General features: G+C 67.7%; 29 protein-coding genes. 23 read left to right on the top strand and 6 right to left on the bottom strand.

Going from position 1 to position 26,745, the window contains the following annotated elements; all coding sequences use genetic code 11:
- Positions 1-141 precede the first annotated feature (141 nt).
- From ACFWF1_RS14735 to ACFWF1_RS14720, 4 genes are all read left to right on the top strand, one after another.
- Positions 142-834 (top strand): hypothetical protein, encoded by a 693-nt coding sequence (locus ACFWF1_RS14735; RefSeq protein WP_379288070.1) that lies wholly within the window; start codon positions 142-144, stop codon positions 832-834.
- 366 nt (positions 835-1,200) lie between these two features.
- Positions 1,201-2,367 (top strand): transcription termination factor Rho, short form, encoded by a 1,167-nt coding sequence (locus tag ACFWF1_RS14730; protein ID WP_379288071.1) that lies wholly within the window; start codon positions 1,201-1,203, stop codon positions 2,365-2,367.
- 75 nt (positions 2,368-2,442) lie between these two features.
- The gene (locus tag ACFWF1_RS14725) at positions 2,443-3,648 is read left to right on the top strand and encodes an MFS transporter (protein WP_379288073.1); all 1,206 of its coding nucleotides are present in this window, start codon (positions 2,443-2,445) and stop codon (positions 3,646-3,648) included.
- A gap of 54 nt (positions 3,649-3,702) precedes the next feature.
- Positions 3,703-4,104 carry a PaaI family thioesterase gene (locus tag ACFWF1_RS14720; protein WP_379288075.1) on the top strand — a complete coding sequence of 134 codons (402 nt, stop codon included), beginning with the start codon at positions 3,703-3,705 and terminating at the stop codon, positions 4,102-4,104.
- A gap of 88 nt (positions 4,105-4,192) precedes the next feature.
- On the opposite strand, the gene ACFWF1_RS14715 is transcribed toward ACFWF1_RS14720, so the two are convergent.
- Complete coding sequence (locus ACFWF1_RS14715; RefSeq protein ID WP_379288076.1) at positions 4,193-4,630, bottom strand: hypothetical protein; 438 nt, start codon at positions 4,628-4,630, stop codon at positions 4,193-4,195.
- 100 nt (positions 4,631-4,730) lie between these two features.
- Between ACFWF1_RS14715 and ACFWF1_RS14710 the strand changes: the two genes are divergently transcribed.
- From ACFWF1_RS14710 to ACFWF1_RS14670, 9 genes are all read left to right on the top strand, one after another.
- A complete protein-coding gene (locus ACFWF1_RS14710; protein WP_379288078.1) occupies positions 4,731-5,297 on the top strand; it encodes a TetR/AcrR family transcriptional regulator in 567 nt (188 codons plus the stop codon).
- A 95-nt stretch (positions 5,298-5,392) separates the two neighbouring features.
- Positions 5,393-5,785, top strand: a complete 393-nt coding sequence (locus ACFWF1_RS14705; RefSeq protein WP_379288080.1) for a hypothetical protein — start codon at positions 5,393-5,395, stop codon at positions 5,783-5,785.
- A gap of 92 nt (positions 5,786-5,877) precedes the next feature.
- Positions 5,878-7,041: a sensor histidine kinase gene (locus tag ACFWF1_RS14700; protein WP_379288082.1), complete on the top strand. Its 1,164-nt coding sequence runs from the start codon at positions 5,878-5,880 to the stop codon at positions 7,039-7,041.
- Entirely contained in the window at positions 7,038-7,706 is a 669-nt protein-coding gene (locus ACFWF1_RS14695) for a response regulator (RefSeq protein WP_379288084.1), read from the top strand. Before ACFWF1_RS14700 ends, ACFWF1_RS14695 begins: the two co-directional genes overlap by 4 nt.
- Before the next feature lie 75 nt (positions 7,707-7,781).
- The gene (locus ACFWF1_RS14690; protein ID WP_379288086.1) at positions 7,782-9,191 is read left to right on the top strand and encodes a nitrilase-related carbon-nitrogen hydrolase; all 1,410 of its coding nucleotides are present in this window, start codon (positions 7,782-7,784) and stop codon (positions 9,189-9,191) included.
- A gap of 322 nt (positions 9,192-9,513) precedes the next feature.
- Positions 9,514-10,815: an MFS transporter gene (locus ACFWF1_RS14685; protein ID WP_379288213.1), complete on the top strand. Its 1,302-nt coding sequence runs from the start codon at positions 9,514-9,516 to the stop codon at positions 10,813-10,815.
- A gap of 283 nt (positions 10,816-11,098) precedes the next feature.
- Positions 11,099-11,743, top strand: coding sequence for a hypothetical protein (locus ACFWF1_RS14680; protein WP_379288088.1), 645 nt, complete (start codon positions 11,099-11,101; stop codon positions 11,741-11,743).
- Positions 11,744-12,155: 412 nt separating this feature from the next.
- A complete protein-coding gene (locus ACFWF1_RS14675) occupies positions 12,156-12,617 on the top strand; it encodes a hypothetical protein (RefSeq protein ID WP_379288089.1) in 462 nt (153 codons plus the stop codon).
- A 313-nt stretch (positions 12,618-12,930) separates the two neighbouring features.
- Positions 12,931-13,374 carry a hypothetical protein gene (locus ACFWF1_RS14670; RefSeq protein ID WP_379288091.1) on the top strand — a complete coding sequence of 148 codons (444 nt, stop codon included), beginning with the start codon at positions 12,931-12,933 and terminating at the stop codon, positions 13,372-13,374.
- Between the two features lie 117 nt (positions 13,375-13,491).
- On the opposite strand, the gene ACFWF1_RS14665 is transcribed toward ACFWF1_RS14670, so the two are convergent.
- From ACFWF1_RS14665 to ACFWF1_RS14645, 5 genes are all read right to left on the bottom strand, one after another.
- Complete coding sequence (locus ACFWF1_RS14665; protein WP_379288093.1) at positions 13,492-14,289, bottom strand: 3-oxoacyl-ACP reductase; 798 nt, start codon at positions 14,287-14,289, stop codon at positions 13,492-13,494.
- Positions 14,286-15,647, bottom strand: a complete 1,362-nt coding sequence (locus ACFWF1_RS14660) for an aldehyde dehydrogenase family protein (RefSeq protein WP_379288094.1) — start codon at positions 15,645-15,647, stop codon at positions 14,286-14,288. The genes ACFWF1_RS14665 and ACFWF1_RS14660 overlap by 4 nt, the downstream gene beginning before the upstream one ends.
- Complete coding sequence (locus ACFWF1_RS14655; RefSeq protein WP_379288096.1) at positions 15,644-16,408, bottom strand: gamma-glutamyl-gamma-aminobutyrate hydrolase family protein; 765 nt, start codon at positions 16,406-16,408, stop codon at positions 15,644-15,646. Before ACFWF1_RS14655 ends, ACFWF1_RS14660 begins: the two co-directional genes overlap by 4 nt.
- Positions 16,389-17,753, bottom strand: a complete 1,365-nt coding sequence (locus tag ACFWF1_RS14650; RefSeq protein ID WP_379288098.1) for a glutamine synthetase family protein — start codon at positions 17,751-17,753, stop codon at positions 16,389-16,391. Before ACFWF1_RS14650 ends, ACFWF1_RS14655 begins: the two co-directional genes overlap by 20 nt.
- 101 nt (positions 17,754-17,854) lie before the next feature.
- Positions 17,855-18,031, bottom strand: a complete 177-nt coding sequence (locus ACFWF1_RS14645) for a hypothetical protein (RefSeq protein ID WP_379288100.1) — start codon at positions 18,029-18,031, stop codon at positions 17,855-17,857.
- Positions 18,032-18,587: 556 nt separating this feature from the next.
- Here ACFWF1_RS14645 and ACFWF1_RS14640 point away from each other — a divergent pair.
- From ACFWF1_RS14640 to ACFWF1_RS14595, 10 genes are all read left to right on the top strand, one after another.
- Positions 18,588-18,986 carry a molybdopterin-binding protein gene (locus tag ACFWF1_RS14640; protein ID WP_379288102.1) on the top strand — a complete coding sequence of 133 codons (399 nt, stop codon included), beginning with the start codon at positions 18,588-18,590 and terminating at the stop codon, positions 18,984-18,986.
- An 11-nt stretch (positions 18,987-18,997) separates the two neighbouring features.
- A complete protein-coding gene (modA, locus tag ACFWF1_RS14635; protein WP_379288104.1) occupies positions 18,998-19,777 on the top strand; it encodes a molybdate ABC transporter substrate-binding protein in 780 nt (259 codons plus the stop codon).
- The gene (modB, locus tag ACFWF1_RS14630; RefSeq protein WP_379288214.1) at positions 19,777-20,586 is read left to right on the top strand and encodes a molybdate ABC transporter permease subunit; all 810 of its coding nucleotides are present in this window, start codon (positions 19,777-19,779) and stop codon (positions 20,584-20,586) included. Before modA ends, modB begins: the two co-directional genes overlap by 1 nt.
- Positions 20,583-21,632, top strand: a complete 1,050-nt coding sequence (locus ACFWF1_RS14625) for an ABC transporter ATP-binding protein (RefSeq protein WP_379288105.1) — start codon at positions 20,583-20,585, stop codon at positions 21,630-21,632. Before modB ends, ACFWF1_RS14625 begins: the two co-directional genes overlap by 4 nt.
- Before the next feature lie 137 nt (positions 21,633-21,769).
- Entirely contained in the window at positions 21,770-22,672 is a 903-nt protein-coding gene (locus tag ACFWF1_RS14620) for a hypothetical protein (RefSeq protein ID WP_379288107.1), read from the top strand.
- Positions 22,673-22,830: 158 nt separating this feature from the next.
- Positions 22,831-24,000, top strand: coding sequence for a thiolase family protein (locus tag ACFWF1_RS14615; protein ID WP_379288109.1), 1,170 nt, complete (start codon positions 22,831-22,833; stop codon positions 23,998-24,000).
- Between the two features lie 40 nt (positions 24,001-24,040).
- Positions 24,041-25,060, top strand: a complete 1,020-nt coding sequence (locus ACFWF1_RS14610; protein ID WP_379288111.1) for a phosphotransferase family protein — start codon at positions 24,041-24,043, stop codon at positions 25,058-25,060.
- A complete protein-coding gene (locus tag ACFWF1_RS14605) occupies positions 25,057-25,797 on the top strand; it encodes an SDR family NAD(P)-dependent oxidoreductase (protein WP_379288113.1) in 741 nt (246 codons plus the stop codon). Before ACFWF1_RS14610 ends, ACFWF1_RS14605 begins: the two co-directional genes overlap by 4 nt.
- Before the next feature lie 104 nt (positions 25,798-25,901).
- Complete coding sequence (locus ACFWF1_RS14600) at positions 25,902-26,480, top strand: pyridoxamine 5'-phosphate oxidase family protein (protein WP_379288114.1); 579 nt, start codon at positions 25,902-25,904, stop codon at positions 26,478-26,480.
- Between the two features lie 53 nt (positions 26,481-26,533).
- Positions 26,534-26,743: a molybdopterin-binding protein gene (locus ACFWF1_RS14595; protein ID WP_379288116.1), complete on the top strand. Its 210-nt coding sequence runs from the start codon at positions 26,534-26,536 to the stop codon at positions 26,741-26,743.
- Positions 26,744-26,745 lie beyond the last annotated feature (2 nt).

The following is a 26,745-nucleotide window of genomic DNA, read 5'->3' as shown; positions in this document are numbered from 1 at the left end:
ACGCTTCCCTTGCGCCCGCTGTTACATCTTCGTAATGAAGTGCGACGAGCCTTTGCGGAGGTTCGTAACGATGGGCCGCGCCAGCTCGAGACCCAACGAAGGGCCGAAGGTGCTCCTGCTGAGGAAAGTGTTTGGAAAAGTATGAGGGTCAAGAAGTTCGCTGCCGCGTCCACACTGGTCATCGCGGCTGTTGGGATCACTAGCGGCACCGCCTACGCAGAGCCTGCCGCACCGGCTCCCGTTCCGGGGTCGACCGTGCAGACCGACATTCTGCCCGGTATCCACTACACCGCGAATGTGGTGGATAACTCGGTCGTACTGAAGACCGAGGCCGGGTCGTTGACGACACAGGGCACACAATTCCAGGTTCTGGATAACCAGGGACATCTGGTTGCTGGCATGCCGCTGACCTATCTCAAAGACGGCATGGAATGGCCCATTGCGGCCCAGATCGACGGCAACACCGCCACTTTGACGCCGAGCACCAACGTGGCGGACGCGCACCCCGCCGCGATGCTGAAGCCGGTGGACGCGAAGGATGTCGCGGGCGTCGACTTCAACACCGCGCTGAGCACGGCGGCCACCCAGTTCGGCCTGGCCACCGCCATCGGCACGCTGGTCGGCACCATCGTCGGCGGCGCGCTCGGCTGTGTCGCGGGTGCAATCATCGGTGCACCACTGGTCGTGCCGACGTTCTTCGCCGGCCCGATCGGCCTGTGCATCGCGGGTGCCGGCGTCGGCATCGCGCTCGGCGCGGCGGCGGGCATGATCCTGCTCGGCGTTCCGGTCGGTATCGCCAGCGCGGTCCAGTTCTTCAGCTCGGTGTATGGGTAAATAACACCGAATATCGCCGAGGCCCGGCAGGTGACTCTTCGTCGCCTGCCGGGCCTTGTCGTCGTTGTCTGACCCCTGCCGCTCAGCGCCAGGGCCCCATGCTCGCCCCTTGGGAATACTTCTGTCTCGAAGGTCGTTGACCCCAACGAGACCATTGCGCGCCGAAGATCGAACCTGTACTCTCGGCCACGTCTTCTACTTGTGGATGTAGGTAGTTCTCCCACAAGAATTCCGAGATCCCCTTCCGACCCGGTCAACAGAGCCGTTCCGGAATATCACTCAGGATCCTGCCCCGCGACGTGCCCTACGCCGTCGCATTCACGGCTGTTCGCCGTACCCAAAACTCACTCCCCAGAAGGAAATCCCATGAACACCAACACAATCAACGAAACAACCACCGACGACCCAGCGGCCGAACAGCATTCGACCCGCACCGTCACCGGCATCCTCGACCTGCACGACAACCGCGGCACCTTGCGCTTGGACGGCTACCTGCCCGGACCAGACGACATCACCGTGCCGCAACGCCTGATCCGCGAACACCGCCTGCGGCGCGGCGACTTCCTCACCGGCACAACACAATCCGCAGCCGCCAACGGCAAACCCGCGCCGCTGCACACCGTCGGCACCGTCAACGGGCAGCAGCCGGACAAGATCCGGCACCGGCCCGCCTTCGCCGACCTGGTGCCGATCTACCCCAACGAGCGCCTGCGTCTGGAGACCGAACAGCACGCCATGACCACCCGGGTCACCGACCTGGTCATGCCGATCGGCAAGGGCCAGCGCGCACTGATCGTCGCGCCGCCGAAAGCGGGCAAAACCTCTGTGCTGCAGTCTATCTCGCACGGCATCGCGAAGAACCACCCGGAATGCGAGCTCATGCTGGTACTGGTCGGCGAGCGGCCGGAAGAGGTCACCGACCTCACCAGGGCCGTGCCCGCCGACGTCGCGGCGGCCACCTTCGACCAGCCCGCCCGCGAACACATCGCGGTCGCCGAACTGGCCATCGAACACGCCAAACGACTCGTCGAAATGGGCCGCGACGTCGTGGTCCTGCTCGATTCACTGACTCGCCTGGCCCGCGCCTACAACCTGGCCAGCCCGGGCTCCGGCCGGGTGCTGTCGGGTGGCGTGGAGGCCTCCGCCCTGGCCCCGCCCAAGCGCTTCCTCGGCGCGGCCCGCAATATCGAGAACGGCGGCTCGCTCACCATCATCGCCACCGCGCTGGTGGAGACCGGCTCGCTGGCCGACACGGTGATCTTCGAGGAGTACAAGGGCACCGGCAACGCCGAACTCAAACTGGACCGCGCCGCCGCGAACCGCCGCGTCTTCCCCGCCGTCGACATCAACCAGTCCAGCACCCGCAAGGACGAACTCATGCTGGCACCCGACGAACTGGCCGCGACCCAGATCCTCCGCAAAACCCTTGCCACGCTGGACAACCAGCAGGCCCTCGACCTGCTGCTGGAAGGCCTGCGCAAGTCCGAGACGAACGCCGAGTTCCTCGCCCCGATGCGCGCCGGGCGCGGCTGAGCGGGTTTTCGCCGCCATATGGCGGTGGCGTAAACCCGCCAGAGCCGCGACCGCGCCGCTGGTGGACTTGGCGAGGTGTCCACACTTCTCACCACTCCCGCCCCGGCACCCGCCCGCAGCACACTGACCGGCTGGCTCGCCGTCGTCTCGGTGATGATCGCGATCTTCTCGATCGTCACCACCGAGATCCTGCCGATCGGCCTGCTCACCTCGATCGGCGCCGACTTCACCATCTCCGACGGCATGGCCGGGCTGATGATGACCATGCCCGGACTGATCGCCGCCGTCGCCGCGCCGGTGGCGACCGTGGCGACGGGACGGATCGATCGGCGAATCATGCTGTGCCTGTTCATGTTTCTGCTGGTTCTTGCCAACGCGCTGATGGCGGTCGCGCCCGAGTACTGGGTCGTGCTGGCGTCCAGGGTGCTGATCGGCATCACCATCGGCGGATTCTGGTCCATCGCGGCCGGGTTGGCCGAACGCCTGGTGCCCGCGGCCTCCGCGAGCCGGGCCAACGCAGTGATCTTCTCCTCGGTCCCGCTCGGCTCCGTGCTCGGCGTACCGGCGGGCACGCTGCTCGGCGAGATCGCCGGCTGGCGAACGGCATTCGTGGTGGTCGGGGTGCTCTCGGCCGCCGTCCTCGGCATGTTGATGACGTTTCTGCCGCCACTGCCGGCTCGGACCGTCACCCGGGTGTCCGTGCTGTGCGGACTGCTTCGCGGCAGCAATATCCGATTCGCCTTGCTGGCAACGTTTCTCGTCGTACTGGCGCAGTTCGGCGCCTACACCTATGTGACCCCGTTCCTCGAACAGGTCACCCAGGTCCGGCCGGGCATGATCACGCTGTTACTCCTGATCTATGGTGTCGCAGGCATTCTCGGCAATTTCCTCGGCGGTGCGGCGATCACGCGGCGACCGCGTACCACCCTCGGCTGCGCCGCCGCGCTGATGGCGGTCGCCACTCTGGGACTTCCCGTCTTCGGCCGGTGGGAGGCGGGTGCGCTTGTGCTGCTGATCATTTGGGGCATCGGCTACGGCGCGGTGCCGGTGTCCACCCAGGCCTGGTTCGCCAAGGCCGCGCCGAACGCGCCGGAGGCGGCCTCGGTGCTGTTCACCGCTTCGTTCCAGGCGACGTTCGCGCTCGGCGCGCTGACCGGCGGGCTGGTGGTGGACCGCGGCTCGCCCGCCACCGTGATGCTGCTCGGCGGGCTCATCGCGGCGCTGGTGATCGTCGCGGTGGTAACCCACGCCGCGCAGCGCCGGACCTGGCCAGCCCAGTAGCCATTACCTCGCCGGTAATCGACCAGCGCCGCCGGATCGGGCAGGATCGCGAACATGATCGATGAGACGGGCACCAAGCTGTTCCACCAGACCATGCCGTTCACCGAGCGGCTGGGCATCGAGGTGCTCGAGCACGGGCCCGAGCTGGTGCGCAGCCGCATCGCCTGGCACGAATCGCTGTGCACACTGGGCGGCATGCTGCACGGCGGCGTGCTGATGTCACTGGCCGACGCCACCGGCGCGGTGTGCGCCTACCTGAATCTGCCGGAAGGCAAGGCGGGCACCACCACCGTCGAATCGAAGACCAACTTCGTCAGGGCGGTCCGCTCCGGCTACGCCACCGCCTCGTCGACGCCGCTGCACGCGGGGCGCACGTTCATCGTGGTGGAGACCGAAATCCGGGACGACGCAGGCAAGCTCGTCGGGAAGGTGACCCAGACCCAAGCCGTGCTGTAGACCCGGTAGCGGCGTCCTCGTCGGCCGACCACACCACAAAAGCCCGCCCCGGCAACGGTTCTCGTTGCCGGGGCGGGCTTTCTCGTACTCAGCCGAAGAGGACCATACCCAACGCCGCGATGAAGACGACCTGGACCAGGGTGCGCAGCGGGAGCGGCATGGTCTTGATGCCGAGTCCTGCCTTCGCTGCGCGAATGTTGGCCGGGAACAAGCAGATCAGCAGCACGATCAGTGCGGCGGCGGCGAGTTTCGAAGTGGCCGGGATGAGTAGGCCGACCGCGCCCGCCAGTTCGAAGACGCCGGTAAGGGCGACCAGCGCGGCCGGGTTCGGCAGTTTCGGCGGCACCATCGCCACCAGTGCCTCGCGGCGCGGCGACAGGAAGTGCGCGCTGGCGGTCAGCACGAACATGGCGGTGAGGCCGAGTGCGACGGCGTGCGGCCAGGAATCGAGCCACTCGGGTCCGGCCAGCCAGCCGATGAGCCGGGCCAGTGCGGTGACGACGGCGAGTACAACCAGCGGTGCCATCAGGGTCTCCTACGTGTTCTTGCGATCAATCTTGACAGTGGAAAGATTAGATCGAGCGCGCAAACTTGTCAATGCCTAGATTCTCGGGCACCATCGAGGCATGGCGAAAAGCGGTTATCACCACGGGGATCTGCGGGCCACCATCCTGGCCGCGGCGGCCGATCAGATCGCGAGCGACGGCGTCGACGCGGTCTCGCTGCGCGAGCTGGCCCGCCGGGCAGGCGTCTCGCACGCGGCGCCCGCACACCATTTCGGCGACCGCGCGGGCGTGCTGACCGCGCTGGCCATCGAGGGCTTCGAGCTGCTCACCGCGGAACTTGCGCAGGCCGGTACCGACTTCCGCGAGGTCGCCGTCGCCTACATTCGTTTCGCGCGCGAGCACCCCGGGCATTTCGACGTGATGTTCCGGCACAGCCTGCTGCGCGCCGGCGATCCGCGCCTGGACGCGGCCCGCCTCGGTGCCGCGAGCGCGCTGCGCTCCGGCGTGTCCGTCATCCACCCGGCCGACGCCGAGCAGCAGCAGGCCACCCAGTTGGCCGCCTGGTCGCTGGTGCACGGTTTCGCGGCGCTGTGGCGCGAAGGGGCGCTGGATAATTCGAGCCTGGCCGCCGACACCGACCCCGAAGTGCTGGCCCGCCGTATGCTCGCCACCGTGCGCTTCGACTGACCGGCAAACTCCACCGTCCGACAGCAAATCCCGGACAACGCGAGCAACCGCCGCGCGCGTACGGCACAGTGGGGCACCAGGATTGCGGAAAGGAGTTGGCGCCACCACCGGTGGCCGCCGTCGACACCATGGACATCCATGCTTACCCGACCGAGTGCACCACTCCGGTGACGCTCGCCGAAGCGGAACGCCTCACCGAGCGCTACCTGGCCTTCGACGACGACGCTGGACGCGGGATCACCAATCGGATCACCGAATTCGACAGCTGCTTCGTGGTCGTCGCCATCTTCACCCCGCCACCGCCGACCGAAACCCGCACTCCGCCAAGCCCGCTGCCCATCGGCGGCACGGTGAGCACCATCGACAAGGCCAGCGGCGCCATCACCCTCTGGCCGACCTACCCGCCCGACCTGGTCGCCGAGCACCACGCGGCGGCGGTGCGCACCGACCGGCTGATCATCGAGGAAACCTGGCCCGCGAGTAGCTGATCACGGCGACCACCCTCTCATCCGCAGGGGTGAGAGGAGATCACCCCGGAGAGTGAGGCCATAGCGCCTGCGAACAGTCCAGACTGATGTTTGTGAGGTCTATCGATGCGGTTACCCGGGCCGCGAGTGCGGTGGACGACGCGACCCGGCGGGTGACCGAACGGTTCGAGCGATTCCCGCCCGGTGCGGTCGATCTCGTGTTGACCGTGGTGGTCACCGTCGCCACCGTCGGGCCTGCCGTGTTCGCGGGCCAGTCGTGGTGGGTGATCGTGCTGTCGGCGGTCGCGTCCGTGCCGGTGCTGTGGCGGCGGCGCGCGCCGATCACCACATTCTTGGTGGTCGGTCCGGCGATCACCGTGCTCGCCTGCCTGCACGCCATGCCCGATCTGCCCTACGGCACCGTCGTCTGTTCGTACACGATCGCCGCGTACAGCCCGCCGGTGCGGCGGCGCACGGCCTTCGTGACAGGCACGATCGGCATTCTGCTCTCCCTGATCATCCCCAACGAGAGCCCGGATTCCTACGCCTACGCGGCCATGTCCTTCCTCACCGCGTGGACGCTCGGCACCGGCGTCCGGGCCAGACGGGCGCAGATCGAGATGCTCGAGGAACGCGCCCGCCGACTCGACGAGGAACGCCAGGCCGCCTTGGACCGGGAACGCCTGCGGATCGCCAGGGACATGCACGACATCGTCACGCACTCGGTGGGCGCGATGATCGTCCAGGCCGAGACCGGCCCGCTGTTCACCGGCACCGACCCGGCGCGGGCGGACGCCACCTTCGCGAGCATCGCGGAGACGGGCCGGGTTGCGGTGCACCAACTTCGGCGCAGCCTCGATACGCTGCGCGGCGAATCCGCCGACCCGCGCCATCAACCCGGCATCGAGACGATCGCCGACCTGGTCGAACTGTCGCGGCGCGGCGGGCTCGCCGCGTCGCTGGACGAGAACGGACCACGCCGCGCGGTGTCCGACGATGTCGGCGTCACCGCGTATCGCGTGGTGCAGGAGGCGTTGACGAACACCATGAAGCATGCGCGGGCCACCGGCGTGCGGGTCTCGCTGCGCTGGTCGGATCAGCTACTGACGGTACAAGTTTCCGATGACGGCGCGGGGCCGGTGCACCCGAAACCCGGTGGCTACGGACTGCTCGGGATGCGCGAACGGGTCACCGGCACCGGGGGAACGCTGCGACACGGCCCCTCGGACCACGGTTTCGACGTCGCCGCCGAACTGCCGCTCGGACAAAGGAGTTGACCGTGCGCGTACTGGTGGTCGACGACCAGGACCTGTTCCGCGCCGCCTTCAGCCTGATCCTCGACGCTCAACCGGATATCACCGTGGTCGGCGAGGCCGCCGACGGACTGGAGGCGATCGAGAAGGCCGGCACCCTGGCACCCGATGTGGTGGTCATGGACGTCCGCATGCCGCGCCTCGACGGCGTGGCCGCTACCCACCGCATCTGTGCCGAGACCTCAGCGAAAGTGTTGGTGCTCACCATGTTCGACCTCGACGAATACGTATTCGATGCCCTGCGTGCGGGTGCGAGCGGATTCCTGCTCAAAGACGTTCGCCGCGAGGAACTGGTCGAGGCGGTCCGCATCGTCGCCAAGGGCGAGGCCCTGCTCGCGCCGACGGTGACCCGGCGCCTGATCGCCGAGCTCACCGAGCGCGGGCACCCGCGACCCGAGCTCGCGCGGCGCCTCGACGAGCTGACCGAGCGAGAGCGAGATACGTTGCGCCAGTTGGCACGTGGGCTGTCGAATGCCGAGGTCGCCGCGGCGATGATGGTCAGCGAGCACACGGTGAAGACCCATGTCAGCTCGGTGCTGGCGAAGCTCGGCCTGCGCGACCGGGTGCAGGCGGTGGTGTTCGCGTATGAGGCGGGTCTGGTGCAGCCGGGGGCCGCGCAACCTAGGTGACCCGCCGCGCGAGGGAGATCGAATTCGGTCGTCTCGGCGATGTGCCCGACCGGTCGCGCAGCGAATATCGAAGGGGTGAAACGCTTTCTGCTCGCCGTGCCGGCGATCCTGATCTCCGCGCTGCTGTGGCATTTCGGCACCGGCCTGCGGCCGCTACCCGGGCTGGCCTTCCTGGCTCCGCTACCGGTGTTGCTGCTGATTCCGCGGGTGTCGGCGGCGACGGCATTTCTCGCCGGAGTCCTGTCCTGGCTGGGTGGCGAGCTCCACATGTGGTCCTACTTCACCGAAACCCTCGAACAGCCGGTCCCGGTGACGGTGCTGCTGCTGGGCGGAACCGCCTTGCTGTTCGGCGGGATCGTCGCCGTGACCCGTGCGCTGCTGCGGCGCGGGCGACCCGGTCTCGCAGTGCTCACGCTGCCCGCCGGTTGGGTGAGCGTGGAATTCCTGCTCGCGGTGGCGGGTCCGTTCGGCGCATGGTGGAGCATCGCCTACACCCAGGCCGATGTGCTGCCGGTGATCCAGACGACCTCGCTCACCGGGGCGTGGGGTGTCACCTTCCTGATCCTGCTGGTGCCGTCGGCGATCGCAGTGCTGGTAGCGCCGGAAGTTAGTCGGGCACAACGCCTTCGAGTGGTCGGCGCAACGGCGACGGTGCTGATCACGCTCGGCGCCTTCGGCTTCTGGCGATTGGCCGTGCCACAGCAGGGGGCTGCGGTGCGGGTCGGGTTGGTGGCGGTGGCGCAGCCGCCGGACTATGTTCCGATCGATTCGGCCGACGGCCGCGACATGGTGGCGCGGGTTGTCGTCGAGATCGAACGACTGGCCGACCAGGGTGCGCAGGTAGTGGTGCTACCGGAAAAGGCTTGGCGCGCCGATGATTCCACCATCGCAGTGCTGTCGGGGCCGCTGACCGAGGTCGCTACTCGCCGCAACATCGACGTGGTCGCCGGACTGATCCTCACCACGGGTGGCATCAGCTACAACGCCGCGATCGACTACCCCTCCGGGGTGCGCTACGCCAAGCACTACCTGATTCCCGGACTGGAGGACGAGCACCAGCCGGGCACCCAGTGGCAGAGCGTTCCCGGCAAGCCCTGGGCCTTGGCGATCTGCTACGACCTGGACCACCCGAACCTCGTCCTGGCCGATCACCGCCGCGGCGCGACGTTGCTGCTGGTGCCCGCGCTCGACTTCACCGACGATTACTGGCTGCACAGCCGGATGGCGGTGCTGCGTGGCGTCGAATCCGGGATGGGTATCGCGCGAGCACCGCAACTCGGCGAACTCGTGGCCAGCGATTCGCGCGGGCGGGTACTAGCTTCCGCGACAACGGATGTCACGGTGACCAGGGCGGTGCTCGCGGAAATACCGTTGGCCTCGGGCAACACCGTGTACGCGCGATTCGGCAACTGGTTCGGCTGGACCTGCGTTGCACTGTTCGGTGCCACGCTCGGCGCGACAGCGTGGCGACGGCGCACGGTCTGACCGACGAAGCCGGGACCCGCCGACCGGGCAAACCTCGGCGGGGTGACGCTGCCCGGTTGCGGGTCCGTTATCAATTCGTTACTCTTCTGACATACGCGCACTTCACCGCAGGTCGTGACGTTCGTCCGATGTGTACGCATCAGAGGGTCACTGTTTGCGCCGATTGAAACGTGGGTATCGGTCTAATTCGTGCCCGGTCTCTGGTGTCAGGACCCGGAGGTAGGACGAAACGAGGTCCGCTCGACGGGCTGGAGAGGACACGCACGTGACTGATGGGGACCCGGAGAGTTTTCCGCTACGGCGATCGGTCGCCGCTTCCGCGATGGGCAATGCCACCGAATGGTTCGACTACGGGGTGTATGCCGCGACGGCCACCTACCTGACCGACGCCTTCTTCCCGGGGAATCTCGGCACGCTCGGCACCATGCTCGGCTTCGCGGTCTCGTTCCTGCTGCGCCCGCTCGGCGGCATGGTGTGGGGCCCGCTCGGCGACCGGATCGGCCGAAAAGCCGTGCTGGCCACTACCATTCTGCTGATGGCCGCGGCGACCGGCGCCATCGGCATCCTGCCGACCCACGCCCAGGTCGGCGTGCTCGCGCCGATCCTGCTGATCTCCCTGCGCGTCGTGCAGGGCTTCTCGACCGGCGGTGAATATGGCGGCGCCGCAACCTATCTGGCCGAATGCGCGAGCGACAAGCGACGTGGTTTCCTCGGCAGCTTCCTCGAATTCGGCACGCTCGCAGGCTTTGTCGGTGGATCGGCGACGGTGCTCGTCTGCCAGCTCGCGTTCGGCTCCGACGCGATGCACAGCTGGGGTTGGCGCATCCCGTTCCTGCTCGCCGTGCCGCTGGGCCTGGTCGGCTGGTACCTGCGCTCGAAACTCGACGAGAGCCCGGTGTTCAGCGAGGTCGCCGAGGAGGACACGAACCATCCGCCCGGCGGGCTGCGCGGCCTGCGCGAGCTGGTCACCACCTATCGGCGCGAGCTGCTCACCATGGCCGGGCTGGTCGTCGCCCTGAACGTCGTGAACTACACGCTGCTCACCTATCAACCCACCTACCTGCAGAAAACCATCGGCATGGGCGAATCGACCGCCACCACCATGATGCTGATCGGCCAGACGGTGATGATGCTGGTGCTGCCGTTCTTCGGCCGGCTGTCCGACCGGGTGGGCCGCCGCCCGATGTGGCTGTTCTCGCTGGTCGGCCTCGGCCTGCTCGCCATCCCGATGTATTGGCTGATGGGCCAGGGCACCGGGTGGGCCATCACCGGCTTCATCGTGCTCGGCCTGCTGTACGTCCCGCAGCTGTCGACGATCAGCTCGACCTTCCCCGCGATCTTCCCGACGCAGGTCCGCTACGCGGGCTTCGCGCTGGCCTACAACGTGTCCACTGCGGCCTTCGGCGGCACCGCCCCGCTGGTCAACGAGGCCGCGATCGAATGGACCGGCTGGTCGCTGTTCCCGGCCGCCTACATGGTCGGCGCGAGCCTCGTCGGCTTGGTCGCCTGGTGCTTCCTGCGCGAGACGGCGGGCACGTCGCTGCGCGGCACGGAGGTCCCCGACGCGGGCGACGACCTCTCGCTGGACTCCTTACTCCCCCACAAGGCCGCTGTAGCCCCATAACCGCGCATTGCACGGGCCTGGTTGAGCGTCTGCGCCGCAGCCAGGTCCGTGCGCTGCCCATTGTTCGCAATTCGCGGGTTTAAATTCCTTCGATTCGGGAATAGGTCGCGCCCGATAAATGGCCGGACTCGATTAATTCGAATTCCGGCCCGGTGGGTTGCGGGACGTGATCGCGAGTGACTTGCCTGGACTACCGGCGTCCTGCTCATTTCGAAGTAGCGGCACTAACGTGTGGAACGTTTGCACAGCATGTACCACTTCGAAACGAGAAGGGGCTACACATATGATTTGCAAGATCGGAGCCGCGGCCGCCGCAGGGCTGACCGCGACACTATTGCTAACCGGTGCCGCCGGGGCGAATACATTCCAGCCCGATCAATCGGTCGGCGGATTCACGGTGGTCAGTCAGCCCGACGACAACCAACCGTGCCCGGACGGCAAGAAGGGCGAGACCGGGACAGACGGCACCAAGAAGGGCCAGTCCGGCACCCAGCAGGAAGGCGCCAACCCTGCCCCGCAGGGCGCCGGAAACGGTCTGCCCGCCCTGCCGACCGGCCTCGACACCGGCAGCGCATCCGGCAAGACCACCGGCCAGCCCACCGACGAAGAGAACAAGAAGGCCGAGCCGAAGAAAAAGAAGTGCGAAGCCGCTCCGGGCACGGGCGCTGATACACCCAGCACCGGCACGGACACCCCGAGCACCGGCGGCACGAACACTCCCGCTACCGGCGGTACGAACACCCCCGGCACCGGCGGCGCAAGCACTCCCGGCACCGGCGGCGCAAGCACTCCCGGCACCGGCGGCACCGAGACCCCCAGCACCGGCGCGGGCACACCCGGGACGGGGAACAGCACCACTCCAGGAACCGGCGCAGGCACGCCCGGCGCGAACACACCTGCCCCGGGCAACGGCTTCACCACTCGCTGAGACTCACCCCGGTGCAGTCCTGCGATTGAACAGACGATCTGCCCGCCCAACGTGTCCACCGAAGACCCTCGCTCCGACAGCTTCTTCAGGCGGTAAGGGTCAGGCGTCGAGGCGACAACAGAACTGTTCGGCGTCGTCGCCGTGCTTCCGCTCGGCGACGACGCGCTCCGGCTTCAACTCCGCCTCAGCTGCGTCGAGTTGACCAAATCCTCCAGTCGGGCTCTCCTGCGCCCGTTTCCTCGACAGTCCACCGGAAATGGTGCTGAAACGCCTCGCCGACACAGACCAATTCCCCCACGTCACACCCATTCCATACCGACCAGTTTTGCTCATTGTGATGTGAGCCACTATCGTGTTGAACGTTTGATCAGCATGTACGGATGAACCACTTCGATACGAGAAGGGGCTCCACATGAAAATCATGCTAGGAACCGCGGCCGCCGTCGGGCTGACCGCGTCACTCATATTCACCGGCATCGCGGGGGCGCAAACCCCGCAGCCCGGCGGATTCGCAACGGTCAGCCAACCCCCATCGGGCGGCGCAGGTGGCGGCGTCCAAACTCCTAACGGCGGTGGGCAAGGCGGCGTACAGGCCAACCCGCAGGGCGGCACCGCACAGGGCGGCGTCCAGACCCCCAACGGCGGCGCAGGCGGCAACGGCCAGGTCGACCCGCAGGGCGGTACCGCACAGGGCGGCGTCCAGACCCCCAACGGCGGCGCAGGCGGCGGCGTCCAGCTCCCCCAGATCCCCGGCGTGCCCCCGCTGAAGCTTCCCGGCGTGCCAGGGCAGGGCGGCGGCGGTGCACCCGCACCGCAAGGCCAAGGCGCGCCGAGCATGCCGAGCTTCGGCGACCTGCCTCGCTTGGGCGGCTGAACCCCTAGCGACGCAGCCAGTCCAGCCGGAACGCACCGGCAAGCGCTTGCGCTCGAGCGATACGGATTGGCCGTAGCAGCGGATTCGAAACTGGTCGGCGTCGTCGCCGAACGTGCTCTTAGGCGACGAAGCACGGCCGTACTCCCGACCGATCCGATAGAGGACCATGACACCCCCCAGGGGCCGCGGGTAACTGTCGACGGCGTAGGCCCAGCAAGTCGGACGTTTTTACGCATTGTGCTGAGCGACTAGCGGGTTGAGCGTTTGATAAAACTGCACTCATGTACCACTTCGAGACGAGAAGGGGCTACACATGAAGATCCTGATCGGTACCGCGGCCGCCGCGGGGCTGACCGCTTCACTGCTACTCACCGGCGTCGCTGCGGCGAACCAACCGGCACCGGCACCCGCGGCACCCGCACCCGCCGCACCGGCTCCCGCGCCCGCCGCTCCGGCACCGGCACCGGCCGCACCAGCGCCCGCACCGGCACCTGCGGCACCCGCGGCACCCGGCGGACAAGCGGCGCCTGCCGCGCCGGCACCGGCGACTCCGGCCACACCGGCCAACCCGGCCACACCCGCGAATCCGGCCAGCCCGGCCAGCCCTGCCAGCCCTGCCAGCCCGGCGGCACCTGGCGGCGGCGGTCTGACGGAAAACCTGGGCAGGCTGACGCAAAGCTTGAACGATCTGAACAATCTGCTGAAGCCGTCCGGCCCCCCGGCAGCTCCTCAGGCAGCACCGCCCGCGGCTCCCTAGGGCGTCGGCGTCCGGTCGTCCCCGCGACGCAGGACGCCGCGAACCTGCGGCCTGGTCATTGTGAACTCCCGCAACCCTTTCTGAGGAAGGGTTGCGGGAGTTCACATTTGAGCAGTACTACAGCGGCGTCACGTATGCGCCGGAAATACCGCCGTCCACCAAAAACTGGGATGCCGTGATGAACGAGGCGTCGTCACTGGCGAGAAACGCTACGGCGGCGGCGATTTCCTCGGGTTCGGCGAAGCGGCCGGTCGGGATGTGTACCAGACGACGCGCGGCCCGCTCCGGGTCCTTGGCGAACAGTTCCTGCAGCAACGGCGTGTTCACCGGTCCGGGGCAGAGCGCGTTGACCCGGATTCCATTGCGGGCGAACTGAACTCCGAGTTCGCGGCTCATCGCGAGCACGCCGCCCTTGGAGGCGGTGTAGGAGATCTGCGAAGTGGCCGCGCCCATGACCGCGACGAACGAGGCGGTGTTGATGACCGACCCCTTGCCGCGTTCCAGCATGTGCCCGATGGCGTACTTGCTGCACAGGTAGACCGAGGTCAGGTTGACCTCCTGAACGCGTTTCCAGGCGTCGAGGCCGGTGGTGAGGATCGAATCGTCTTCCGGCGGTGAGATTCCCGCGTTGTTGAAGGCGATGTCGAGGCCACCGTAGGTATCGACCGCGGTCTGGAACAGTGCTTGGACCTGCGCCTCATCGGTCACGTCGACCTTGACGTACAAGCCGCCGACCTCGGCGGCCGCCGCTTCACCGGTGGTGGCGTCGATGTCGGCGACGACGACCTTCGCCCCCTCGGCGGCGAAGCGGCGGACCGTGGCGAGGCCGATGCCGCTCCCGCCGCCGGTGACGACGGCGACTCGATCCTGTAAGCGCTGCAAGGCATCTCCTGTCGGGTATGGGGTTTGGTTCACTGGGTGGCGATGAAGACGTTCTTGGTCTCGGTGAACGCGAGCGCGGCGTCGGGGCCGAGTTCCCGGCCGAGCCCGGACTGCTTGAAGCCGCCGAACGGCGTCCAATACCGCACGGAGGAGTGCGAATTCACCGACAGGTTGCCTGCCTCGACGGCGCGGGAAACCCGCAGCGCGCGGCCGACATCGTTGGTCCAGATCGAGCCGGACAGCCCGTACTCGGTGTCGTTGGCGATCCGGATGGCGTCGGCCTCGTCCTCGAACGGGAGCACCGCGACCACCGGGCCGAACACCTCCTCGGTCAGCACCCGATCGGTCGGCGAGTCCGGCAGCACAACCGTTGGCGGATACCAGAATCCGGGGCCATCGGGCCGTTCACCGATGAACGCGACCTTCGTCGACGGCTCGATGAACGCGGCGACTCGCTCGCGATGGGCTGCCGAAATGAGCGGTCCCATCTCGGTGGATTCCTGCGCGGGATCACCGACCCGCACACCGCGAACCGCAGGCTCCAGCAGCTCCAAGAACTTGTCGAAGACACTGCGCTGCACCAGAATTCGCGACCTGGCGCAGCAATCCTGGCCCGCATTGTCGAACACACCGTACGGCGCGGTAGCCGCCGCCCGCTCCAGATCCGAATCGGCGAACACGATATTCGCGCTTTTGCCGCCGAGTTCGAGCGTCACCCGCTTCACCTGCTGCGCGCAGCCGGCCATGATCTGGGTGCCGACCTCGGTCGAACCGGTGAACACCACCTTGCGCACCGCGGGATGGGTGACGAATCGGTGCCCGACCACGGAACCCTTACCCGGCAGAACCTGGAAAACGTGCTCCGGCAAGCCTGCTTCGAGCGCCAGCTCACCCAGGCGAATCGCGGTCAACGGCGTCAGTTCGGCGGGCTTGAGCACCACCGTGTTCCCCGCCGCCAGCGCGGGCGCGAAGCCCCACGCCGCGATCGGCATCGGGAAGTTCCACGGCACGATGATTCCGACGACACCGAGCGGCTCGTGGAAGGTGATGTCCACCCCGCCCGCGACCGGAATCTGGTTGCCCAACAACCGTTCCGGGATGCCGGCCGCATAGTGCAGCAGGTCGCGGACATTGCCCGCCTCCCAGCGCGCGTTGCCGATGGTGTGCCCCGAGTTGGCGACCTCCAACAGGGCCAGCTCGTCCAGATGCGCGTCGACGACGTCCCCGAACCGGCGCAACAACCTGGCCCGATCCCCCGGCGCCACCTCGCGCCAGGTGACCGCCGCCCGCTGGGCCCGCTCGATCGCGGCGTCGGTCTCGGCCTCGCCGACCAGTTCGACCCGCGCCACGACCTGCTCGGTCGCCGGGTTGACCACCTGCGCTGTCGTCACGAATTCCGCTCCCTTCGATAGTCTTCGGCCGCCACGACCAGTGCCCTGATCAACCGGCGGTCGACCGCATCCACCTCCGGATGCCATTGCACGCCGACCAGAAACGGGCCGTCCGCCGTTTCCGCCGCCTCGATGGTGCCGTCCGCCGCGTGCGCGGTCGCCACCAGCTCCGCGGCGAGCACGTCGATCGCCTGATGATGGTGGCAGTTGGCTTTCACCTGCGGCCCCGCGATCGCGGCGACCTTGCTCCCGGCCACCGTCACCGCCTCGGTCGCGGTGAACCCGCCGACGGTGCCCGAATGCTCGGCATGCCCGACGACGTCCGGCAGATGTTGCAGCAGCGTCCCGCCCAGCGCGACGTTCACCACCTGCAAGCCGCGGCACACCGCGAGGACCGGCAATTCCGCCGCGCGCGCCAGCGCGAACAACTCGAACTCGGACTCGTCCCGATCGGGCCGGGTGTAGGTCTGCTCGTGCTCTTGCGCGCCGTAGCGCGACGGCGCTACATCCGCGCCGCCGGTCAGTACCAGCCCGTCCAGCCGCGCCACCAGCTCCGGCCGGGCCACCTCGACCGGCGGCAGCAGCACCGGAATGCCGCCCGCCTCGACCACCATCTGGACATAACTGGCGGGCAGCACGGCACTGTCGACGTGCCACGAGCCGAACCGGGCAGGCTCCAGGTAGGTCGGCAGGCCGATCACGGGACGCGGCCCGGTGTGCACAACTCCAGCGGGTACAGCCTCAGAGTCGTTCGAATCCACGAATTCGCTCCCAGTCGGTGACGGCCGCGTCGAAGGCGTCCAGTTCGACCTTCGCCGCGTTGCGGTAGTGCTCCACTACATCATCACCGAACGCGGTCCGCGCCACCTTGCTGTCTCCGAAGAGCTGCGCGGCCTCGCGCAGCGTGCGCGGCACCCGCGGCCGCTCCGATCGATAGGCATTGCCGGTGAATTCCGGCTCCAGCGGCAGCCGCTGCTCGATGCCGTGCAGCCCGGCCGCGATGGCGGCGGCCACGGCGAGATAGGGGTTCACGTCGCCGCCGGGCACCCGGTTCTCCAGCCGCAGCGACTGCCCGTGCCCGACCACGCGCAGCGCGCAGGTCCGGTTGTCGCGGCCCCAGGCGACGGCGGTCGGCGCGAAGCTGCCCGGCACGAATCGCTTGTAGGAGTTGATGTTCGGGGCGAGCAGATAGGTGAACTCGCGCAGGCAGTCCAGCTGGCCCGCGACGAAATGCCGCATCAGCGGCGAGAATCCGTTGGCCTCGTCGCCGGCCAGCACGGCCTCGCCGGATTCGCCGCGCAGGCTGATATGAATGTGGCACGAGTTGCCCTCGCGCTCATTGTATTTCGCCATGAAGGACAGACTGCGCCCCTCCTGGGCGGCGATCTCCTTCGCGCCGGTCTTGTAGATGCTGTGGTTGTCGCAGGTGGTCAGCGCCTCGTCGAAGCGGAAGGTGATCTCGTGCTGACCGGGGTTGCACTCCCCCTTGGCCGACTCGACATACATTCCCGCGCCGGCCATTTCGGTGCGGATGCGGCGCAGCAGCGGTTCGATGCGCCCGGTGCCGAGCAGCGAGTAGTCCACGTTGTATTGATTGGCCGGACGCAGATCGCGATAGCCCGAAGACCACGCCGCCTCGTAACTGTCGTCGAACACCAGGAATTCGAGTTCGGTCCCGACGAACGCGCGCAGCCCGCGCTCGGCCAGCCGGTCCAGTTGTGCGCGCAGCACCTGCCGCGGCGACACCCCGACGGGCTCGCGTTCCGGCGATACCTTCTCGACATCGCAGAGCACCAGCGCGGTGCCCGGCCACCAGGGCACCTGCCGCAGTGTGTTCAGGTCCGGCCGGAGCACGAAGTCCCCGTAGCCGGTGTCCCACGACGAGATCGCATATCCGTCGACCGTCGCCATGTCCACGTCGACGGCGAGCAGATAGTTGCACGCCTCGGTCGCGTGCCGCACCACCTCGTCCAGGAAATACTGTGCCGCGCAACGCTTCCCCTGCAACCGACCCTGCATGTCGGTCATCGCGACCAACACCGTATCGATCTCCCCGACCGCGACCAGTTCCCGCAACCGCGCCAGACTCAACATCCCGCTACGCATCCACAGCCCCTCTCGGCACCAATCGTGCCCACGCTAGAGCAAAACCCGGACATTCGTGATCGGACACACAAACTTCAGCGCGGACAGTCCTGGATCGGCGATCACGGCATGCCGGAAAGTTGCCGCATCATCCGAATCGGGCGAGCGAACAACCTTCGGGCGAGGAGGCTGGCGAAGTCGAGGTGGCCGGCTGTGGCGCGGCGCGAGAAGGCAAGTGACCAGGTGGTTTCGGTGGGAAGGTCGCGGGCGGCGAGGCGATCAGCGAGCCAGTCGATCATTTCTCACATTGACGTTCCATCGCCCGTGACCCGGCGGCCGACGCGCAGCCGCCGGGTCACGGGGTCGATTAAATGACGTGCCAGGCCTGCAACAGGTAGGTGATGTTTGCGGCAATGGACGTCACGACGTTCGCGAGATTCAACGCTGACGAACCCAGATCGATAAGCGGCACCGAAATTCCTCCATCAGATGGGACTGCGAAATCCCCTCCAATGTAATGATCGCGGGCGGTGTCCGGGCCGGTCGATCAGCGGAATCGGCACGACACGATTCATAGATATATCGCGAAATGAAGTGCCGGACAGGGGTTTCAGCGTCCGCCGAAGAAACTCGGCCAACAGTTCGGACCGTGGCCTTTGTGAGACAGTTCACCGGAGATTCCGCCACAGCAACCACAGCAGGCTCATACCGGAAGAATCGGTCGCGATCCCCGGTCGACGACGGCCCTTTCGACCGCACCGCGCGATCGAGACGGACGGCCCGGCCAGGCGAGGCCCGCCACGCCGCCTGCATTTGCCCCTTGCTTTCCGCAGATGCGGCAATAAACTACGGATCGTGTCGGATTTGCGGATCAGTGAAGTGGCGGTGCTCGCGGGCGTCAGCGACGACACCGTGCGACGGTGGATCGATCAGGGCAAGCTCACCGCGATCCAGCTCGGCAACGGACGCAAGGGTGTGCGCGGCCGGGAACTGGCCGAATTCCTGCAGGCCAACGCGGAGACCCCGGAGCCGGGCGTCACCGTGGCCGCGTCCGCGCGCAATCGGATGCGCGGCATCGTGACGCGGGTACTCAAGGACACGGTGATGGCGCAGGTCGAGATGCAGGCCGGACCGTTCCGGCTGGTCTCGCTGCTGAGCCGGGAGTCGGTCGACGAACTCGGGCTCGAGGTCGGCAGCGTCGCGGTGGCGTCGGTGAAGTCGACACATGTCGTAGTCGAAATTCCAGAAAGTTGATGAGGTCGAAGATGATTCGTTCGCTGAGCGTCGCCGCCGTTGCCGGTGTGGCCGCGCTGACCCTGGTCGGCTGCGGCTCCGACGACAAGGCGGCGCCTGCGGCCACCGACAAGGTCGGCGGCACCGTCACGGTGTTCGCGGCGGCCTCGCTGACCGAGACCTTTACCGAGCTCGGCAAGCAGTTCGAGGCCGCGCACCCCGGCGTCAAGGTGGTCTACAGCTTCGGCGCCAGCTCGGCGCTGGCCGAGCAGATCAACCAGGGCGCCCCGGCCGACGTCTTCGCCTCGGCGGCCCCGAAGAACATGCAGCAGGTGCAGGACAAGGGCGAGGTGACCGGCGCGCCGTTCACCTTCGTGCGCAACCGGCTGGAGATCGCGGTGCCCAAGGGCAACCCCGGCCACATCACCGGCCTGGCCGACTTCGGCAAGACCGAGCCGAAGATCGCGCTGTGCGCCGAGCAGGTGCCGTGCGGCGCCGCCGCCAAGACGGTGTTCGACGTCGCCGGCGTGAACCCGCAGCCCGATACCCGCGAGGCCGATGTCAAAGCGGTGCTGACCAAGGTCAAGCTGGGCGAGGTCGACGCCGCGCTGGTGTACCGGACCGACGTGCTGTCCGCGGGTGCGCAGGTGGAGGGCATCGACTTCCCCGAGGCGTCCAAGGCGATCAACGACTACCCGGTCGCGCCGCTCGCGCACGCCCCGAACGCGGCCGCGGCCGCGGCGTTCGTCGACTTCGTGAAGTCCGATCAGGCCAAGACGGTGTTCGCCAAGGCGGGATTCGACGCCCCGTGATGCGGGTGCCGCGGCGACGGGCAGCCCAGGGACGGCGACCGCTCGTTCTGGTGCTGCCCGCGCTGTGCGCACTGGCGTTTCTGCTCGTTCCGCTGGTAGGGCTGCTGTGGCGGGCGCCGTGGCGCGGTCTGCCGAGTCGGCTGTTCAACGCCGAAGTCGGTCAGGCCCTGCGGCTTTCGCTGCAATGCGCGAGCCTGGCGACACTGCTCTGCCTGGTGTTCGGGGTGCCGTTGGCATGGCTGCTCGCACGCGGCGAGGTGCCGGGACGCGGGGTGCTGCGGGCGCTGGTCACCGTGCCGCTGGTGCTGCCGCCCGTGGTCGGCGGTGTCGCGCTGCTGCTCGTGCTCGGCAGGCGCGGGCTGTTCGGGCGTTATCTGTACGAATGGTTCGGTGTCTCACTGCCTTTCACGACGGCGGGTGTTGTTGTCGCGGAAGCGTTTGTGGCGATGCCGTTTCTGGTGATCTCGGTGGAAGGCGCACTGCGGGCGGCGGATCCGCGCTTCGAGGAGGCGGCGGCCACGCTGGGCGCGTCGCGGTGGCTGACCTTCCGGCGGGTGACGCTGCCCTCGGTGCTGCCCGGCGTCGTCGCGGGCGGAGTGCTGTGCTGGGCGCGGGCGCTCGGCGAATTCGGCGCCACCATCACGTTCGCGGGCAACTTTCCCGGGAAGACCACCACCATGCCGCTGGCGGTCTATCTGGCGCTGGAAGCTGATCCGGAGGACGCGATCGTCCTCAGCCTGGTGCTGCTCACGGTGTCGGTCGCCGTGCTCGTCGCGTTGCGCGAGCGGTGGATTCGGGGCGCGGTATGACCGTGCATGCCGAATTGCGGGTCACCCGAGGGAAATTCGAGCTCGACCTGCAATTGTCCGTGGCGCCGGGTGAAGTCGTCGCGCTGCTCGGACCCAACGGAGCGGGCAAGACCACCGCGCTGCGGACGCTGGCCGGGCTCACGCCGCTGACCGGCGGCGTGCTGCGGATCGGCGAAAAGACTTGGGACGCACCGCCGAAGGTGTTCGTGCCCGCCGAGCGGCGCGAGGTCGGCGTCGTCTTCCAGGACTACCTGCTGTTCGGCCACCTGAGCGCGCTGGACAACGTCGCGTTCGGCCTGCGCGCTCGCGGCCAACGCCGCCCCGCCGCCCGCGCCCGCGCCGCCGAGTGGCTGGACCGCGTCGGCCTCGCCGAGCACCAGCACGCCAAACCGCGGGCCCTGTCCGGCGGTCAGGCCCAGCGCGTCGCCCTCGCCCGCGCCCTCGCCACCGACCCCGCGCTGCTGCTGCTCGACGAACCCCTGGCCGCCCTCGACGCGAGCACCCGGCTCCGCGTGCGCTCCGACCTCGCCCACCACCTCGCCGACTACTCCGGCCATACCGTCCTGGTCACCCACGACCCACTCGACGCGATGGTGCTGGCCGACCGCCTCGTCATCCTCGAAAACGGCGTCGTCGTCCAGGAAGGTTCCCCGAGCGAGGTAGCGCACCGCCCCCGCTCCGACTACGTCGCAAACCTGGTGGGCCTCAACCTCTATCGCGGCACCGCCACCGGCACGACTGTCGAACTCGACACCGGCGGCACCCTCACCGCCGCCGAACCCGGCACCGGCGCGGTCCACATCGCCTTCGCCCCCACCGCCGTCAGCCTGCACCCCGACCGCCCCACCGGCAGCCAGCGCAACACCTGGCCGGTCACCATCACCGACATCGAACAACACGCCCACACCATCCGCCTCCGCCTCGACGGCACCCCACCCGTCCTCGCCGACGTCACCCCCGCCACCGTCGCCGACCTCCACCTCCGCCCCGGCCTCGAACTCTGGGCCGCAGTGAAAGCGACTGAAACGCATACCTATCCGGCGTAACTCACCTACTGGCGCACGACCACCAGCACCTACCCGCGAACGCCGAAACAGACTGTGTGCGAACCTAATCGGCGTGTCTCAGCCGACACGACCCGAGCCACAAAAACCTGTCGGTGCCCCATGCCAATCTTCCCGCCATGCCGACTATCCAACACGAAGCCCCTCTCGAATTGCTGCGCCACAACCCCCTTTTGGCCGCCGCACTGCTAGTTGGTACCGGCATCCAACTACCCACCGGAGCGACCGCCACGGTCAGCGACAGTAACCTCACCACCTGCAACCCACCCGAATTCCATGCCGACGCCGTGACGCTGCTACGCGGCACCGACGGCAGCAAGCTCGCCGTCATCACCGAATCCCAGTCGGCCGCACCGAAACCCCGCAAACGCAGGGCCTGGCCCGCCTACGTGGCAGTAGCCCAATCCCAGCACAACTGCGATGCCGTCCTGGTCGTCATCGCCGCGAGTCGAGCCACCGCCCGCGCCTGCCGCCGCACCATCCACACCGGCCACCCCGGATTCAGCCTCACGCCCATCGTCATCGGCCCACACAACACCCCGGATCCCACGGACCCCGCCTTCGCAGAAGTCGCCCACGAACTCATTGTCCTCGCCACCCTCACCCACGCCCTAGATCTGACCGAAGACGCCAACCGCCGCATGGTCCTCGACAAACTGGCCACGCTCGATCGCGAGACCCGCACGACCTACACTCGATTTGTCCAGCAAGCCGTATCGCAAGCGATCAGAAAAGCCCTGGAGGAGCTCATGGCCAGCCCTACCTACCGAGATGACTTCATCGATGGCTTCATCGCCGAAGGCGAAGCGAGAGGCGAACTGCGAGGCGAAGCGAGAGGCGAAGCGAGAGGCGAAGCGAGAGGCGAAGCGAAGATGCTGATGCGCGCCCTCGTCGCCCGCGGATTCACGGTCCCGGACACTCTCCGCACACGCATCCTCGCCTGCATGGATACCGAACAGCTGGAAGCCTGGATGGACAGAACCGTCGTCGCCGATTCTCTGGATTCGATCTTCGACCACTAACCGAGCCAGACTCGACGTCCAGATAGGTCACGGTCGGACCTGTGTTCAGCGGCAAATGATTCGCCTCCTGGTGGACGGCGCTTTCCTGTGCCACCAGGAGGCGAATCTGTGTTAACTTAGATCGGAATCGCTACTAACTTAGTTGATCGGAGGCGACCATGCGGTCTGCCGTCATCGTGGATGTGGTCCGGACGCCGTCGGGGAAGGGCAAGGCCGGGGGTGGGTTGTCGGGGGTGCATCCGGCGACGTTGCTGGCGGGGGTGCTCGGCGAGTTGGTGGCGCGGAATGGGCTGGATCCGGCGTTGGTCGATGATGTGGTCGGCGGGTGTGTGACGCAGAGTGGGGAGCAGGCGTTCAACATCAGTCGGACGGCGGCGCTGGCGGCGGGGTTTCCGGAGTCGGTGCCTGCAACGACGGTGGATCGGCAGTGTGGGTCGAGTCAGCAGGCGGCGCATTTCGCGGCGCAGGGGGTGATCTCGGGGGCGTATGACATCGCGATCGCTTGCGGGGTGGAGTCGATGAGTCGGGCGCCGATGTTCTCGAACGCGCAGGATAAGGATCCGAATCAGGGGCCGCTGGCCCATCGGTATCCGGAAGGGCTTGTGCAGCAAGGGATTGCGGCGGAGGTGATCAGTGCGCGGTGGAAGTTCGATCGGGCGGCGCTCGATGAGTTCGCCGCGCGCTCGCATCAGCTGGCCGCAGCGACGGCTGCGGCGGGTGGCTTCACGAACGAGCTGGTTGCCGCAGGCACCTTGACTGCGGACGAGACGATCCGCCCGACGACGACCGCCGAGGGCTTGGCGGGACTGAAGCCGGCGTTCGTGGATGAGCAGTTCAGCCAGCGGTTTCCGGAGATCGAATGGTTGATCACGCCGGGCAATTCCTCGCCGCTCACCGACGGGGCCTCGGCCGCCTTGATCATGAGCGAGGAGTCGGCGAACAAGCTCGGCCTGCGTCCGCGCGCCCGGTTCCACTCGTTCTCGGTGGTCGGCGACGACCCGCTGCTCATGCTCACCGCCGTCATCCCGGCCACCCGCAAGGTCCTGGAACGCGCCGGGCTGAGCATCGACGACATCGACGCCTATGAGGTGAACGAGGCGTTCGCGCCGGTGCCGCTGGTGTGGCAGCACGAGCTCGGCGCGGATCCGGCGAAGGTGAACCCGCGCGGCGGGGCAATCGCCCTCGGTCACCCACTCGGCGCCTCCGGCACCCGTATCCTGGCCACCATGGTCAACCATCTCGAGCAGACCGGCGGCCGCTACGCCCTGCAAACCATGTGTGAGGCAGGCGGATTGGCCAACGCCACCATTATCGAGCGCCTCGGATGACGCCCGCTGTCAGGCACCGGACCCTCGACGAGGCGAACCGATGACGGCGGCCCTGGCCGGACTCGATCTGCCAGCGCTGCAACGATATTTCGAGGCACACGTGCCACAGACCGCCGGACCACTCACCGCTTCGCTGCTGAAAGGCGGCAAGTCCAACCTCACCTACCGCCTGAACGACGGAACGAACGACTGGGTACTGCGCCGCCCACCGCTCGGCCCGCTCACCCCCACCGCACACGACATGGCCCGTGAATACCGCATCGTCGCGGCTCTGCAGCACACGAACGTCCCTGTCGCACAGGCGATCGCGTTGTGCGAGGACATCGAGGTGATCGGCGTCCCGTTCGCGGTGGTTTCGTTCGTGGACGGCCATGTCCTCCAGGACGGCGATCAGACCGCCGCACTCACCACCGACCAGGCCCGCGCCTGCTCGGAAGCCCTGATCGACACCCTGGCCGCATTGCACGCGGTGGACTACACTGCCGTCGGCCTCGCCGAATTCGGCCGCCCCGCCGGCTATCTCGCCCGCCAGGTCAAACGCTGGCGCGGCCAGTGGGACCGGGTCGCCACCCGCGAACTCGACGCCCTCGATCGCCTCACCGACGCACTGCGCACCGCACTGCCGGAACAGACAGCCGAAACCATCGTGCACGGCGACTACCGCCTGGACAATACGATCGTCGACCGCAACGACTTCGGCGCCATCGCCGCCGTGGTCGACTGGGAGATGGCCACCCTCGGCGACCCGCTCGCCGATCTCGGCCTGCTCCAGGTCTATTGGGACGCCCGCTGCGAGCCGGTGCTCGGCGTCCGGCACGCCCCGAGCGCCAACCCCGGCTTCCTGTCCGCTGACGAGATCGCCGAACGTTACTCCGCCGCAACGGGTTACCCGCTCGAACACCTCCCCTTCTACCGCGCCCTGGGCTACTTCAAGCTGGCGGTCATCGCGGAGGGCATTCACCAGCGCTTCCTCGCGGGCAAGACGGTAGGCGACGGTTTCGCCACCATCGGCGCGGCCGTGCCGCTGCTGCTCGACGCGGGACTGGAGATGCTCGGATGACCGTCCGCAGCGCCCTGGTGACCGGCGGCTCCCGCGGCATCGGCGCCGAGGTGGCCCGCCGCCTGGCCGACGAGGGCTATCACCTGACCATCGCGGCCAGGAACCAGGACGTGCTCACCGACACCGCGACCCGACTGCACGACGAGACCGGCGTCGAGGTGAATCCCGTTGTCGCCCAGATGAACGACCTCGATCAGGTGCGCGCGCTGGTCCAGGCCCACGCCGACCGCTTCGACGGCCTGCACGTCCTGGTGCTCAGCGCGGGCACCGGTACCGCGGGCACCATCGCCGACATGCCGGTGAAAACCTACGAGCGCATGCTCGACGTCAACTTCCGCGCACCCATCACCCTCATCCAGGCCGCACTCCCGCTGCTTCGCAAGAGCGCACAGGACGACCCGCGGCGCGGCGCGAAAATCATTGCCCTCGCCTCCATCACGGGTGTCGCGGGCGAGGCGGGTCTCGCCGCATACGGCGCGACCAAGGCCGCACTGATCTCCCTCTGCGAAACCCTCTCGCTGGAGGAGTCGGCCAACGGCGTCAGCGCGACCGCCATCTCCCCCGGCTACGTCGACACCGACATGACCGCGTGGAAACGCGACGTCCTCGATCAGTCGGCCATGCTGAGCACCGGCGACATCGCCGAGCTGGTCCTCGCGATCACCCGGCTCTCCCGCAACGCGGTGGTGCCGAACATCGTCATCTCCCGCGCAGGAGACCAACTCTGGCGGGCCTAGCCGCGACCACGTGATTTGAGCCTCAGCCGCCCATTGAGACCTGGCCCCGGAGTTACGCTCGAAACTCGAGTCCTGTTCATGGGACGACTAGGGAAGGGGCCCCGATGGCGAAGGTCTTCTCGCATCTCGATGACGCGCTACGCAAGTTCATCGGCGAGCAGTCGATGTTCTTCGTAGCGACCGCACCGGTCGACGGCGGACTGGTCAACCTGTCTCCCAAGGGTTATCGCGACACCTTCGCCGTCCTCGACGATCACACCGTCGCCTACCTCGACCTCTTCGGCAGCGGCTCGGAGACCATCGCGCATCTGCGCGAAAACGGCCGCATCACCGTCATGTTCTGCTCGTTCGACCGCACCTCGAAGATCCTGCGGCTCTTCGGCACCGGCCGGGTGGTGCGCCCCGATTCCGCCGAATTCGATACCCTGCGACCGCATTTCGGCCTGCAACACCCCGGCCTGCGCGCCGCCATCGTGATCAGCGTCGAGCGCATCGCCGACTCCTGCGGCTACTCGGTCCCCTACTACGAACTCGTCGACGAACGCCCGGTGCTCGACGCGCTGCACAACCGCCGCACCGACGAGGATTTCGCGCGCCGCATCGCGGGCGACAACTCGATCAGCCTCGACGGCCTGCCCGCGCTCGAGCCGGACCACCCGCTGCCCTCGGCCATTCCCCGCTAGACACCGTTCGCAGATCCCGCCTCGTCGGCACCGGTCTGCGTATGCTCGCCGACATGCGACTGAGCACCCGCAATCAGATGGACGGCACCGTCATCTCGGTCACCCGCGGCGAGGCCATGGCGGTGGTCCGGGTCCGCCTCGCGGGCGGTGACGAGATCACCTCCTCGATCACCCGCGACGCCGTCGACGACCTCCAACTCGCCGACGGCGTCCAGGTCAAGGTGCTGATCAAGGCCACCGAGGTCACCCTCGGCGTCGAGTAGCC

The sequence above is a fragment of the Nocardia sp. NPDC060255 genome, assembly GCF_042727395.1.
Lineage (GTDB): Bacteria > Actinomycetota > Actinomycetes > Mycobacteriales > Mycobacteriaceae > Nocardia.
Note: the sequence above shows the minus strand (reverse complement) of the source record. Positions and strands in the feature narration are given on the sequence as shown.

Coding starts and splice junctions, on each gene's coding strand:
- ACFWF1_RS14735 (WP_379288070.1), top strand. CDS start 142: ATGAGGGTCAAGAAGTTCGCTGCCGCGTCCACACTGGTCATCGCGGCT.
- ACFWF1_RS14730 (WP_379288071.1), top strand. CDS start 1,201: ATGAACACCAACACAATCAACGAAACAACCACCGACGACCCAGCGGCC.
- ACFWF1_RS14720 (WP_379288075.1), top strand. CDS start 3,703: ATGATCGATGAGACGGGCACCAAGCTGTTCCACCAGACCATGCCGTTC.
- ACFWF1_RS14715 (WP_379288076.1), bottom strand. CDS start 4,630: ATGGCACCGCTGGTTGTACTCGCCGTCGTCACCGCACTGGCCCGGCTC.
- ACFWF1_RS14710 (WP_379288078.1), top strand. CDS start 4,731: ATGGCGAAAAGCGGTTATCACCACGGGGATCTGCGGGCCACCATCCTG.
- ACFWF1_RS14685 (WP_379288213.1), top strand. CDS start 9,514: ATGGGCAATGCCACCGAATGGTTCGACTACGGGGTGTATGCCGCGACG.
- ACFWF1_RS14680 (WP_379288088.1), top strand. CDS start 11,099: ATGATTTGCAAGATCGGAGCCGCGGCCGCCGCAGGGCTGACCGCGACA.
- ACFWF1_RS14675 (WP_379288089.1), top strand. CDS start 12,156: ATGAAAATCATGCTAGGAACCGCGGCCGCCGTCGGGCTGACCGCGTCA.
- ACFWF1_RS14670 (WP_379288091.1), top strand. CDS start 12,931: ATGAAGATCCTGATCGGTACCGCGGCCGCCGCGGGGCTGACCGCTTCA.
- ACFWF1_RS14650 (WP_379288098.1), bottom strand. CDS start 17,753: ATGCGTAGCGGGATGTTGAGTCTGGCGCGGTTGCGGGAACTGGTCGCG.
- ACFWF1_RS14645 (WP_379288100.1), bottom strand. CDS start 18,031: ATGATCGACTGGCTCGCTGATCGCCTCGCCGCCCGCGACCTTCCCACC.
- modA (WP_379288104.1), top strand. CDS start 18,998: ATGATTCGTTCGCTGAGCGTCGCCGCCGTTGCCGGTGTGGCCGCGCTG.
- modB (WP_379288214.1), top strand. CDS start 19,777: ATGCGGGTGCCGCGGCGACGGGCAGCCCAGGGACGGCGACCGCTCGTT.
- ACFWF1_RS14625 (WP_379288105.1), top strand. CDS start 20,583: ATGACCGTGCATGCCGAATTGCGGGTCACCCGAGGGAAATTCGAGCTC.
- ACFWF1_RS14620 (WP_379288107.1), top strand. CDS start 21,770: ATGCCGACTATCCAACACGAAGCCCCTCTCGAATTGCTGCGCCACAAC.
- ACFWF1_RS14615 (WP_379288109.1), top strand. CDS start 22,831: ATGCGGTCTGCCGTCATCGTGGATGTGGTCCGGACGCCGTCGGGGAAG.
- ACFWF1_RS14610 (WP_379288111.1), top strand. CDS start 24,041: ATGACGGCGGCCCTGGCCGGACTCGATCTGCCAGCGCTGCAACGATAT.
- ACFWF1_RS14605 (WP_379288113.1), top strand. CDS start 25,057: ATGACCGTCCGCAGCGCCCTGGTGACCGGCGGCTCCCGCGGCATCGGC.
- ACFWF1_RS14600 (WP_379288114.1), top strand. CDS start 25,902: ATGGCGAAGGTCTTCTCGCATCTCGATGACGCGCTACGCAAGTTCATC.
- ACFWF1_RS14595 (WP_379288116.1), top strand. CDS start 26,534: ATGCGACTGAGCACCCGCAATCAGATGGACGGCACCGTCATCTCGGTC.